This window comes from Pseudomonas sp. GW822-FHT04H02 (assembly GCF_058800645.1).
This window is the reverse complement of sequence record NZ_JBXAMM010000001.1, coordinates 966,685-979,359: the sequence shown is the minus strand read 5'-3', so window position 1 is coordinate 979,359 and position 12,675 is coordinate 966,685. Positions and strand designations below refer to the sequence as shown.

The following is a 12,675-nucleotide window of genomic DNA, read 5'->3' as shown; positions in this document are numbered from 1 at the left end:
GCACGCACCGGTCGCCAGTCCCATCTGTAACCGCCACTGATTCCAAGGAGCCCGCGTGAGCAGCGATTCCACCCGCCAGCCCAACCCCGAGGCGGTCCAGCGGTTACGCGTTCTGACCGTCAACACCCACAAGGGCTTCACCGCCCTGAACCGCCGCTTCATTCTTCCGGAACTGCGCGAGGCCGTGCGCAGTACCCAGGCCGACCTGGTGTTTCTCCAGGAAGTGCTGGGCGAGCACGAGCGCCATGCCTCGCGCCTGGACAACTGGCCTCAGCAGTCACAGTACGAGTTTCTCGCCGACAGCATGTGGAGCGACTACGCCTACGGGCGCAACGCGGTGTACCCCGACGGCCATCACGGCAACGCCCTGTTGTCGAAGTTTCCGATCCGCCAGTACCGCAACCTCGATGTTTCGATCACCGGCCCCGAGCGCCGGGGCCTGCTGCACTGCGTGCTGGATGTGCCCGGCCACGCCGAGGTCCACGCCATCTGCGTGCACCTGAGCCTGCTGGAAAGCCATCGCCAGTTGCAGCTGGCGCTGCTGGGCCAGTTGCTCGAATCCCTGCCCGAGGAGGCACCGGTGATCATCGCCGGCGACTTCAATGACTGGCAGATGCACGGCAACGCTACCCTGGGCCGGCGCAACGACCTGCACGAAGCCTTCGAACGCCATCATGGCCGCCCGGCCAAGACCTACCCGGCCCGCTGGCCACTGCTGCGCCTGGATCGGGTCTACCTGCGCAACGCCCACAGCCACCGCCCGCAGATCCTCGGCAACAAGCCCTGGACCCACCTCTCCGATCACCTGCCGCTGGCGGTGGAAGTGCACCTGCGGCCTGGGGCCGCACATCAGAATTCATGAATAAATAGCCGTATTCCCGCCAGAGTCGACCATGCTTTTCCCCGAACCCGAGCCTGGGGGCGCCCGCCTCCGGGCCAACCTTGAGCCCAGAGAAGGAGTCAAGCGATGAGCGAGCAACCCACGATTGTCCTGGTCCACGGTTTCTGGGGCGGTGCCGCCCACTGGAACCGGGTCATCGTCGAACTGCTGAACCGCGGTTACGAGAAGATCCGCGCCGTGGAACTGCCCCTGACCTCCCTCGCCGAGGACGTCGAACGGACCCGCAAACTGGTGGCCCAGCAAGCGGGGCCGGTGCTGCTGGTGGGGCACTCCTACGGCGGCGCGGTGATCACCCAGGCCGGGCATGCGCCAAACGTCGCGGGCCTGGTGTACATCGCCGCCTTCGCCCCGGACCAGGGTGAAAGCCCCGGTGGCCTGACCCAGGAGTTCCCGCCTGAAGCCGCCGCCAATCTGGCGCCCGACAGCGACGGCTACCTCTGGGTGCGTCCGGAGCGTTTCCAGCAGAGCTTCTGCCAGGATCTCAGCCCCCAGGAAGGGCTGGTCATGGGCCTGACCCAGAAGGCGCCGCTGGCCAGTACCTTCGGCGACGCCCTCGGGGCCCCCGGCATGGCGCGATAAACCTTCCTGGTACCAGGTGTCCCGTGCCGACCGCATGATCGCCCCGGCGAACCAGGAGCGCATGGCCGCCCGGCTCAACGCCCGCAAGGTCATTCACCTGGACGCCAGCCACGCCTCCCTCGCCTCCCAGCCCGGGCCCGTAGCCGCGCTGATCGCCGAGGCCGCCGACTCCCTGTAACCGGTTGACTGGGCGATCTTCAGACGAGCCGTTGGCGACCTCGCAAACCCCGCGCCCCAGCGACGGAGCGCCGCCCAGACCGTTCGTAACCTTCGGCAACGGCTACAGGACGCCTGGGTCAACTGTCAGGGCGCAGGATCAGTACGGCCAGCGGCGGCAGGTTGAGTACCAGGGACAGGGCCTGGCCATGGCTGCTCTGCTCTTCGCTGAAGGCCTCGCCACCGTTGCCGTAGTTGGAGCCGGCATACAGTTGCGAATCGCTGTTGAGCAACTCGCTCCAGCGCCCCGCCACCGGTACGCCGACGCGATAGCCCTGGCGTGGCACCGGGGTGAAGTTGGCCACCACCAGCAGCGGTTCGCCGCTCTTGCTCCAGCGCAACCAGGCATAGACGCTGTTGATCGCATCGTCGCCGATCAGCCATTGGAAACCCTGGGGCACGTCGTCCTGGTCGTGCAGCGCCGGGTACTGGCGATACAGGCGGTTGAGGTCCCCCACCAGTTGCTGCACCCCGCGGTGCTCGGGGTATTGCAGCAGGTACCAGTCCAGTTGCTGGTCGTGGTTCCACTCGCGCCATTGGCCGAACTCGCAGCCCATGAACAGCAGCTTCTTGCCCGGATGGGCCCACATGAAGCTCAGGTAGGCCCGCAGGTTGGCGAACTTCTGCCAGCGATCGCCGGGCATCTTGTCGATCAGCGAGTGCTTGCCGTGCACCACTTCGTCGTGGGAGATCGGCAGGATGAAACGCTCGGACCAGGCGTACACCAGGCCAAAGCTCAGTTCGTTGTGATGGTGGGCGCGGTACACCGGGTCCTGCTGGATGTAATGCAGGGAATCATGCATCCAGCCCATGTTCCATTTATAGGCAAAGCCCAGGCCGCCCTGGTCGGTGCGCTGGCTGACCCCGGGCCAGGCGGTGGACTCCTCGGCGATCACCAGGGCACCCGGGGCCTCCAGGGCCACGACGTCGTTGAGGTGTCGCAGAAAATCAATGGCTTCGAGGTTTTCCCGGCCGCCGTGGCGGTTCGGCACCCATTCCCCGGCCTTGCGCGAATAGTCGCGGTAGAGCATCGAGGCCACGGCATCCACCCGCAGGCCGTCGACGTGGAAATGCTTGAGCCAGTGCAGCGCCGAAGCCAGCATGAAACCGTGCACTTCGGTACGCCCCAGGTTGTAGATCAGGGTGTCCCAGTCCTGGTGGAAGCCCTCCAGGGGGTTGCCGTACTCATACAGTGCAGTGCCGTCGAACTGCGCCAGGCCGTGGGTATCGGTGGGAAAGTGCGCCGGCACCCAATCGAGAATCACCCCGATGCCCGCCTGGTGGCAGGCGTCGACGAAGGCTGCGAAATCCTGCGGGCTGCCGTAGCGGGCGCTGGGGGCGAACTGCGACAGCGGCTGGTAGCCCCAGGAGCCGCCAAACGGGTGCTCCATGATCGGCATCAGCTCGATATGGGTAAACCCCAGGTCCTTGACGTAGGGAATCAGCCGTTCGGCCAGTTCGGCCCAGCTGTACTGGCGGGCCACTTCTCCAAGGTCGTCCACTTCGCACTGCCAGGAACCGGCATGCAGCTCATAGATCGACAGCGGCGCGTCCACCCGCTGGCGCTCGCCACGGGCCAGCATCCACTCCTGGTCCTGCCAGTCGATGGTCAGGGGCGGCGCGACTCTGGAGGCGGTGTCCGGCGGCAACTGCGTGGCCAGGGCCATGGGGTCGGCCTTGAGCGGCAGGATGCCCTGGGGCCCGAGGATCTCGTATTTGTAGGCCTCGCCCGCCTGCAGGCGCGGGATGAACAGCTCCCAGACCCCGGAGGGATGGCGCAGGCGCATCGGGTGCCGGCGCCCGTCCCAGATATTGAAGTCGCCCACCACCGAGACCCGCCGGGCATTCGGGGCCCAGACCGCAAAACGCACGCCGTCGATGCCGTCCACGGTGGTCAGTTGCGCCCCCAGGCAGGAACTGAGGTCGCGGTGATTGCCTTCGGCAAACAGGTACAGGTCCATCTCTCCCAGCAGGGGGCCGAAGCTGTAGGGGTCTTCACTGACCTGTTCGCCCCCGGCCCATTGAATGCGCAAGAGATAGGGCCGGGCCTCGGGAAAGTGCCCGACAAACAGCCCCGGCACCTCACCGGCTTGCAGGCTGCCGAGCACCTGCTGCTGGTCGCGGTCCAGCACCTGCACACTCAGCGCCCCGGGCAGGAAAGCGCGGATGAATTGCCCGCCGGCGCCATCGCCGTGGGGCCCGAGAATGGCGAATGGATCGCGGTGTTCGGCCCGTACCAGGGCGTCGATGGCCTTGGCCGAAGGAAGCAATGCCGGTTGCTGCTTTCCCTGTTCCTTGTTCGAGAAACTCATGACTGCTCTCCACCACTCTCAATATCGGAAAAGGGTTTCAGTTCACGTAACAGCCCCACCAGGCCGTGCAATGGCACAGGCAACCAGGCGGGACGGTTCTCCGCTTCATAGGCCAGCTCGTAGGCGGCCTTCTCCAGGCTGAACAGTGCCAGGGCGGCATCCGCGGCCGCCGGGTCCTGCCAGCCATGGGCAAGATTAGCCGTCGCCAGCCGATACGCCTGGACAAAGGCGTGGCGCGCCTCGGCCAGGTAGCGCGTGACCACTTTGCGCCGCCCCGCCGCCGCGCCTTGCGCGCCGTCCACCGCCGGTGCCTCCAGGGCCATGGCCGCCGCGTAGTCGAAGGAACGCAGGACCCCACTGACATCCTTGTACGGGCTGTGCTTGCCGCGGCGCTCGGCCAGGGGCCGGGCCGGCTCGCCCTCGAAGTCGATCAGGTAGGCATCGCCCTTGATCACCAGTACCTGCCCCAGGTGCAGGTCGCCGTGGACACGAATCCGCACGCCCCCCACCAACTGTTTGGCCAGTTGCTGGATGTGACCCAGGATCAGCGCCTTATGCTGCAACAATTTGCCGAGCAATTTCTGCTCCCCTGCCGCGAGTTCGGCCTGGTGCTGTTGAAGCAGTTGCAACCCGCGCTCCAGTTGCTCGGCAACCTGCTGGTTCCAGGCCTGGGCATCTTTGGCGGTGGCGTGCTCGGGAGCGAAATCCGGATTGTCGCTGGGGGCCGCCAGCAGCAGGTGCATTTCCCCCAGGCGCTGGCCCAGCAGGCCGGCGAAATCCTGGAGCTCGCCCAGGGCGTTGTAGTGCTGCTCCTGCTCGGACATGGCCTCGGCCAGCTCGTCGCGGATCGCCCGCTCGAGGTTGTTCTGGGTCCACTCCCAGGCATCGCCCTGATTGTTCAGGTAGCCCTGGGCGATCATCAGCAGATGGTCTTCGCCCTGGGCATCGCGGCGCAGCACCGAGCCCAGCAGCGGCGAGATGTGGGCAAAGCCGGCAGCGGTGAGGAAGGCGCCCATTTCCAGTTCCGGGTGAATGCCCCCCGCCACCTTGCGGATCAGCTTGAGCACCAGGCTGCCGCCCACCACCACCGAGCTGTTGGATTGCTCCGCCGACAGGTAGCGCACCTCGGCGTCGGCCCCCAGGCCCAGCGCCGCCAGCTGCGCGGTGGCCTCGAAACGGATCTGGCCCTGCTCGCTGTCCAGGCTGGTGGCGCCCTGCAGCGCCAGCAGCACGTTGCGCACGAAACTGTCGAGGGCGAAGGCGTCGGTGATCAGCCCCACCTGGCGCCCGCGACGCACCCGGGCCATGGCCAGTTGCTGGGGCAAGGCGCTGTTGATCTGCTCTTCGGCCAACAGGCCGAACGGCAACTGGTAGCGCTCGCTGCGCCCGGCGCTGGTGACTTCGATCTCGCTGAGCAGCACCGGGTGCTGCGGGTCGCCAAAGCGCACGCCGTAGGCGATCCGCGCCTGGTCGATGGCGCTGTCCTTGCCGGCGAACCAGCGCCGCTTGGGCAGCCAGTTGGGCAGTACTTCCTGCTCCAGGGTGGTGCGCGATGGCGCTTCGAGCAATTCTTCGAGGCGTTTCTTCAGCACCAGGGTGGTGAAATCCGGCAGGCTCTGGGCCGGTTCCACGTGCCAGCTGGGCATCTGGTTTTCCGCCGCCAGGACGAACCAGTAGAAACCGTAGGGCGCCAGGGTCAGGAGGAAATTCAGCTGTCCGATGGGCGGAAAGGCGTTCCCGCCGAGCATCTCCACCGGCACCATGCCCGCGAACGCCGAGAGGTCCAGCTCCGCGGCCTGGGCGCTACGCGAGACGTTGGCCACGCACAGAATGATCTCCTGCTTGCCGTCAGGCCCGGTGTATTCCCGGGTATAGGCCAGGATCCGTCGGTTGCTCGGCGACAGCATCTTCAGCGTGCCGCGGCCAAAGGCCTTGGACTGCTTGCGCACCGCCAGCATGCGCCGGGTCCAGTTGAGCAGCGAATGGGGATCGCCGGACTGGGTCTCGACGTTGACTGACGGGTAGCCGTACAGCGAATCCATGATCGGCGGCAGCACCAGGCTGGCCGGGTCGGCCCGGGAGAAACCGCCGTTGCGATCGATGGACCATTGCATCGGCGTACGCACGCCATCCCGGTCCCCCAGGTAGATGTTGTCGCCCATGCCGATCTCGTCGCCGTAGTACAGGGTCGGGGTACCGGGCATCGACAGCAGCAGGCTGTTGAGCAGCTCGATGCGCCGCCGGTCACGCTCCATCAGCGGTGCCAGGCGCCGGCGGATCCCCAGGTTGATCCGCGCCCGGCGGTCGGCGGCGTAGTAGTTCCACAGGTAGTCGCGCTCGCGGTCGGTGACCATTTCCAGGGTCAGTTCATCGTGGTTGCGCAGGAAGATCGCCCACTGGCAGTTGGCCGGGATCTCCGGGGTCTGGCGCAGGATGTCGGTGATGGGGAAGCGATCCTCCTGGGCCAGGGCCATGTACATGCGCGGCATCAGCGGAAAGTGGAAGGCCATGTGGCACTCGTCGCCGTCGCTGCCTGTGACATCACCAAAGTACAGCTGGGTGTCTTCCGGCCATTGGTTGGCCTCGGCCAGGAGCATGCGGTCCGGATAGTTGGCGTCGATTTCGGCGCGGATCTGCTTGAGCACCTGGTGGGTCTCCGGCAGGTTCTCGTTGTTGGTGCCATCGCGCTCGATCAGATAGGGAATGGCGTCCAGGCGCAGGCCGTCGATGCCCATGTCGAGCCAGTAGCGCATCACCGAGAGCACGGCCTTCATCACCTGGGGGTTGTCGAAGTTGAGGTCCGGCTGGTGGGAGTAGAAGCGGTGCCAGAAGTACTGGCCGGCCACCGGGTCCCAGGTCCAGTTGGACTTCTCGGTGTCGAGAAAGATGATCCGCGTGCCGTCGTATTTCTGGTCGTCGTCGGACCACACGTAGAAATTGCGCGCCGCCGAACCCGGCTTGGCCTTGCGTGCCCGCTGGAACCAGGGGTGCTGGTCGGAGGTGTGGTTGATCACCAGCTCGGTGATCACCCGCAGCTCGCGCTTGTGGGCCTCGGCGATAAAGCGCCGGGCGTCAGCCAGGGTGCCGTAGTCGGGGCTGACCCCGCGGTACTCGGCGATGTCGTAGCCGTCGTCGCGCCGCGGCGAGGGGTAGAACGGCAACAGCCAGATGGTGTTGACCCCCAGGTCCTTGATGTAGTCGAGTTTGGCGATCAGCCCGGGAAAATCGCCGATTCCGTCGTTGTTGGAATCGAAGTAGGACTTCACATGCACCTGGTAGATCACCGCGTCCTTGTACCAGAGCGGGTCCTTGATAAAGGTCGTGGAGCGAGGTTTCTTGGCCATGTCGGGCTCCTGAAAAAATTGAATTCGCAGCTGCCACAAACCACGCCCCACCGTGGGAGCTGGCTTGCCAGCGAAGGCGTCGGCCGGGCCTGCACAAGGCCCATGGGCCCAAGCCGGCTCCTACGTGGCGGTGATGCGCCAGATGCCGAAGGGCTGCGCCGGTTCGATGCGCATGAACTGGGTCTTGCCGTACCAGGTCCAGCGGTGGCCGTTCATCAGGTCCTCGCCCTGGGTCTGGGCGTCATCGGCCAGGCCCATTTCCCACAGCGGCAATTCGAAATGCGCCTCCTGGGGGTTGAACGGGTCGAGGCTGACCGCCACCAGCACGAAGTTGTCGCCGCTGCGCTTGCCGAAATACAGGATGTGGTCATTCCAGGCGTTGTACAGCTTGAGCCCCAGGTGGCTGTGCAGCGCCGGGTTCTGCCGGCGGATGCGGTTGAGCTGGGCGATCTCGGCAATGATGTTGCCCGGCGCCGAGAAGTCCCGGGGGCGGATCTGGTATTTCTCCGAATCCAGGTACTCCTCCTTGCCCGGCACCGGCGCCGATTCGCACAGCTCGAACCCGGAATACATGCCCCACAGCCCGGATCCCATGGTGGCCAGCACCGCGCGGATCAGAAACCCCGGGCGCCCCGAGTCATGCAGGAACTGCGGGTTGATGTCCGGGGTGTTGACGAAGAAGTTGGGGCGGAAGCAGTCGCGCCACGGCGGCTGGTTGAGTTCGGCCAGGTAGCTGGACAACTCGCTCTTGGTGTTGCGCCAGGTGAAGTAGGTGTAGCTCTGGGTGTAACCGACCTTGCCCAGGCGCGCCATCATCGCCGGGGTGGTGAAGGCTTCGGCGAGGAAGATCACCTCCGGGTACTGGCGGCGCACTTCGCCGATCAGCCACTGCCAGAACGGCAGCGGCTTGGTGTGGGGGTTGTCCACGCGAAAGGTCTTGACCCCCTCCTCGACCCAGCCGATGACGATGTCCCGCAGTTCCAGCCACAGGCTGGGAATGGCCTCGGCGGCATAGAAGTCGACATTGACGATGTCCTGGTACTTCTTCGGCGGGTTCTCGGCGTATTTGATGGTGCCGTCCGGGCGCCAGTTGAACCAGCCCGGGTGCTGCTTGAGCCAGGGGTGGTCCTGGGAGCACTGGATGGCGAAGTCCAGGGCGATCTCCAGGCCGTGGTCGGCGGCCGCCGCCAGCAGCCGGCGGAAGTCCTCCCGGCTGCCCAGTTGCGGGTGGATGGCCTCGTGGCCGCCCTCCTCGCTGCCGATTGCATAGGGGCTGCCGGGATCGTCCGGGCCTGCGCTCAGCGAGTTGTTGGGCCCCTTGCGGTGGCTGCGGCCGATGGGGTGGATCGGCGGGAAATACAGCACGTCAAAGCCCATGTCGTGAATCATCGGCAGCCGCGAATGAACGTCGTTGAACGTGCCGTGGCGGGCCGGATCGTCGGTGATCGAGCGGGGAAACAGCTCGTACCAACTGGCGAACTGGGCCTGTAGCCGCTCCACATCCAGCGGGTACTCGGGGCTCAGGCTCAGGTAGGGCCGGTGATCGGCCTCGGCCATCAGGCGCGCGCTGGACTCGCTGAGAAACAGCGCCACCTGCTCGGCCTCCAGCAACCCGGACAGCTCGCGCTGCAACGCCAGCAACTGCTCGCGCAGCGGCCCTTCGCTGCGCTCGGCGGCCTGTTGCACATGGCTGCGGCCCTCCTGCAGCTCCAGGCTGACCGCAACCCCGGCCAGGTGCTTTTTCTCCAGCTCATAGCAGAAGCTGGCGAACTGATCGATCCAGGCTTCGATACAGAAGCGGTAGCGCCCCACTTCGGGCACCGTGAAACGCCCCAGCCAACCGTCGTTGCCCTGGTCTTCCAGGGCCTGGCTGGCCCAGCTGTCCTGCTGCTCGTTGTGCCAGCGCACCCGCACCGCCAGTTTGTCGTGGCCGTCGGCGAATACCTTGCACGCCACCTCTACCTCCTGGCCGGCCACCGCCTTGACCGCGAACTGGCCGCCGTCGAGCACCGGGCGGATGCTCTCGATGGCAATGCGCGGCAGCAGCAGGGCCTGGGACAACGGCAGGTGCGCCTGGTATTGCTGTTCGGTCGGTTTTTCTACAGTCATCGAGCATCACCCCTTTTTCACGTCTTCGACGCTCTGGTGGCGGGGCCGCGGCCCCGGTGAATCAATGCACTTAGGTTCCGAGCCAAAGCCTGCGGCGAAAGTTCACCGCGATTGGTCGGCCAAGCGGCGGGAATCAAATCCGCGCCGCTGCGGTCCACCAGAAGAGCCCGTGCATCTGCAAGCACAAAGGAGGCCAGCGCGATGAATATCCCGATCCCGGCAGAAACCCCCGATCCCAACATCGACCAACCGACCCTGCCCCCCAGCGAGCCTGAGCCGATCCCGGAGCAGGAACCGCCGGAAAGCACCCCGCCACCCAAGGGCGACCCGCCCACTACCATGCCGCCGGTGGTGGTCAGCGCCTGAGCCCGGGCGCCTGCCCAGCCAGCAAGCATAGACAGCCACGTGGGGAGGCCCGGAGCATCAGCCGGCCTGGCGCTTTTCCAGGCGCCGGACAATCAACGGCATCAGGCTGAAGACCATCAGCGCCAGCAAGGTACTGAGCACCGCCGTGGCCTCGCGGCCCATGCCGGCGGCCACGCCGATGGCGGCGGTCATCCACAGCCCGGCGGCGGTGGTCAGGCCCTTGACGTGCTGGCCCTGGTCTTCTTCACGGCCCTTGAGGATGGTCCCGGCGCCGAGAAAACCGATCCCGGCGATGACCCCCTGGAGCACCCGGCTCATGGCGTCGGCCTGGGCCCCGGACAGGCTCGGCACCAGCACGAACAGGGCCGCGCCCATGGCCACCAGCATATGGGTGCGAACCCCGGCGGCCTTGCCCTGATGCTCGCGTTCGAAGCCCAGAATGCCCCCCAGCAGGGCCGCCACCAGCAGCCGCAGGGTGATCTGGGTCAGTTGCCGGGCATCGCCGATATCGGCGAATTCGTCTTGCAGGGTCAGCCAGACTTCTTGCCACCAGGTGTTCATGCGATCGCTCCTCGTCCCTTCGCGGGTTCCTGAGCGATGGACCGCGCCCGCCAGCAAAAGGTGCCGCCATATCACCACCGCAGGAACCGGCTTGCCGGAGAAGAGGCCCAAGCCGGCTGCCAACCCCACGGACGCCTTCGCTGGCCAGCCAGTTCCTGCACAAGCCTGCGCCAGCGCCTGCCAGCGCCTGCCCAGCCACCGTTGATCGCCGTGGTCGAACCCTGGCCGGCCCCTGCGCCCTAACCTGTACAGCCATTGCCTTGAGGTAACCGCCATGAGCCTGCGCATCGAAAACCAGACCTGCTATTTCGACACCGAAACCCTGCACCAGCACCTCCCGGCCAGCGCCGTGACCATCATCACCGACAGCGCCAAGTCGATGTCGGCGGTGGACCTGGGTGGCGAGCGGGTCTACATCACCGAAGCAGAAGCCGACGCATTGACCGTAGCAGGCGCCACCGACGGCCGGCGCCATCTGAAAGCCAGTGAAGGTGATTCGGTGATTTGACTGACCTGGATCAGGGCCCGCCCCGCGGCCCTGTGCCAGCACGGCCTGCAGCCCTCCCTGGTGGCACCTGAGGGGGTACGGCAAGTTGTCGCAGGGGCGCTGCAAAGGGCCATCTGATCCGGTTTTTTATCAAATACCTGAGTCTGTTATGCAAACAGATCCGTGGTCATAGTTGCCCGGCCTGATGGAGGCTGATGAGCGAACGACCATGAGCGAAAGAATCCCCGTCCGATTAGTAGAAACCTTCGAACCTTCACGCCCTACACAGATGAAGACGAAGACCACTGACAAACACGTCTACACCCGCAGTTTCAGCGGCCTGTTCCGCACCCTGCGCATGAGCGGAGCAGGTTTCCTGTTCCTGCTGTTCTTCGGCACCGTGTGGCTCAACTGGGGTGGCCGCCAGGCCGTGCTCTGGGACCTGGCCGAAAGCAAGTTCCACATTTTCGGCGCAACCTTCTGGCCCCAGGACTTCATCCTCCTCTCGGCGCTGCTGATCATCTGCGCCTTCGGCCTGTTCGCCATCACCGTGTTCGCCGGCCGCGTCTGGTGCGGCTACACCTGCCCGCAAAGCTCGTGGACCTGGCTGTTCATGTGGTGCGAAAAGGTCACCGAGGGCGAGCGCAACCAGCGGATCAAGCTGCAGGCCGCGCCCTGGGGCCTGAACAAGCTGGCCCGCCGGGCCATGAAGCACACCCTGTGGCTGGGCATCAGCCTGCTCACCGGCCTGACCTTCGTCGGCTACTTCACCCCCATCCGCCCCCTGGCCCAGGAACTGCTGACCCTGCAGATCGGCGGCCTGAGCCTGTTCTGGGTGCTGTTCTTCGCCGCGGCCACCTACATCAACGCCGGCTGGCTGCGCGAGGCGGTGTGCATGCACATGTGCCCTTATGCGCGCTTCCAGAGCGTGATGTTCGACAAGGACACCCTGACCATTTCCTACAACCCGGTGCGCGGCGAAAGCCGTGGCCCGCGCAAGCGTGATGTGAAGCCTGCCGATGTCGGCCTGGGCGACTGCATCGACTGCCAGCTGTGCGTACAGGTCTGCCCTACCGGCATCGACATCCGCGACGGCCTGCAGATGGAGTGCATCGGCTGCGCTGCCTGCATCGACGCCTGCGACTCGATCATGGACAAGATGGGCTACGCCCGCGGCCTGATCGCCTACACCTCGGAACACGAGTTGCAAGGCGGCAAGACCCACCTGCTGCGTCCGCGCCTGGTGGGCTACAGCCTGGTGCTGCTGGTGATGATCGGCGCCCTGGCCCTGGCCCTGGTGCAGCGGCCGATGGTGTCCCTGGACGTGAGCAAGGACCGCGGCCTGTTCCGCGAGAACGCCCTGGGCCAGATCGAGAACATCTACAGCCTGAAGATCATCAACAAGACCCAGGAACGCCAGCAGTACCACCTGGCCCTGGTGGATGGCGAAGGCTTCGAGCTGCAGGGCAAGACCGAGCTGAGCCTGGCCCCCGGTGAAATCACCGACCTGCCGGTGTCCGTGGCGATGACCCAGGACAAGGCGCAGAGCAGCTCCCAGGCCATCAGTTTCAAGGTCAGCGACAGCGATGACCCGGGCGTCTACGCCGTGGCCAAGAGTCGTTTTGTCGCGCCGATGAACCGCTGAGCCTCTAGAATGCCCTGGCGAGGGAGCCGGCTCCCCCCGGGGCCGGCCCCGGAGCCAATGAACCGGACACCCGCCGCCAGCCCGCTGGCGGCGTTCGTCACTCCCTCGCCACCGCAGATATGTCGACCCGATGACCAGACTGGATCCTCAACCGC

The 12,675-nt window shown here is 65.8% G+C and carries 8 protein-coding genes and 1 pseudogene; 5 read left to right on the top strand and 4 right to left on the bottom strand.

What is annotated here, in order from left to right:
• Window positions 1–55: 55 nt before the first annotated feature.
• Together AC1RMG_RS04575 and AC1RMG_RS04570 are read left to right on the top strand one after the other, a co-directional pair.
• The gene (locus AC1RMG_RS04575) at window positions 56–862 is read left to right on the top strand and encodes an endonuclease/exonuclease/phosphatase family protein (RefSeq protein WP_493168503.1); all 807 of its coding nucleotides are present in this window, start codon (window positions 56–58) and stop codon (window positions 860–862) included.
• 105 nt (window positions 863–967) lie between these two features.
• Window positions 968–1,658, top strand: a pseudogene (locus AC1RMG_RS04570) (alpha/beta hydrolase).
• A gap of 118 nt (window positions 1,659–1,776) precedes the next feature.
• On the opposite strand, the gene glgB reads toward AC1RMG_RS04570, so the two are convergent.
• From glgB to AC1RMG_RS04555, 3 genes are all read right to left on the bottom strand, one after another.
• Window positions 1,777–4,008 carry a 1,4-alpha-glucan branching protein GlgB gene (glgB, locus tag AC1RMG_RS04565; protein WP_019095234.1) on the bottom strand — a complete coding sequence of 744 codons (2,232 nt, stop codon included), beginning with the start codon at window positions 4,006–4,008 and terminating at the stop codon, window positions 1,777–1,779.
• Window positions 4,005–7,352, bottom strand: a complete 3,348-nt coding sequence (gene treS, locus AC1RMG_RS04560; RefSeq protein WP_493168501.1) for a maltose alpha-D-glucosyltransferase — start codon at window positions 7,350–7,352, stop codon at window positions 4,005–4,007. The genes glgB and treS overlap by 4 nt, the downstream gene beginning before the upstream one ends.
• Window positions 7,353–7,472: 120 nt before the next feature.
• A complete protein-coding gene (locus AC1RMG_RS04555) occupies window positions 7,473–9,461 on the bottom strand; it encodes an alpha-1,4-glucan--maltose-1-phosphate maltosyltransferase (RefSeq protein ID WP_053151444.1) in 1,989 nt (662 codons plus the stop codon).
• Between the two features lie 201 nt (window positions 9,462–9,662).
• Between AC1RMG_RS04555 and AC1RMG_RS04550 the strand changes: the two genes are divergently transcribed.
• Window positions 9,663–9,827 carry a hypothetical protein gene (locus AC1RMG_RS04550; RefSeq protein ID WP_019095231.1) on the top strand — a complete coding sequence of 55 codons (165 nt, stop codon included), beginning with the start codon at window positions 9,663–9,665 and terminating at the stop codon, window positions 9,825–9,827.
• Between the two features lie 57 nt (window positions 9,828–9,884).
• Here AC1RMG_RS04550 and AC1RMG_RS04545 read toward each other — a convergent pair whose 3' ends face one another.
• Window positions 9,885–10,388, bottom strand: coding sequence for an MgtC/SapB family protein (locus AC1RMG_RS04545; RefSeq protein ID WP_493168499.1), 504 nt, complete (start codon window positions 10,386–10,388; stop codon window positions 9,885–9,887).
• A 274-nt stretch (window positions 10,389–10,662) separates the two neighbouring features.
• Between AC1RMG_RS04545 and AC1RMG_RS04540 the strand changes: the two genes are divergently transcribed.
• Window positions 10,663–10,896 carry a DUF3203 family protein gene (locus AC1RMG_RS04540; RefSeq protein WP_011061159.1) on the top strand — a complete coding sequence of 78 codons (234 nt, stop codon included), beginning with the start codon at window positions 10,663–10,665 and terminating at the stop codon, window positions 10,894–10,896.
• A 208-nt stretch (window positions 10,897–11,104) separates the two neighbouring features.
• A complete protein-coding gene (gene ccoG / locus AC1RMG_RS04535; RefSeq protein ID WP_011061158.1) occupies window positions 11,105–12,520 on the top strand; it encodes a cytochrome c oxidase accessory protein CcoG in 1,416 nt (471 codons plus the stop codon).
• Window positions 12,521–12,675 lie beyond the last annotated feature (155 nt).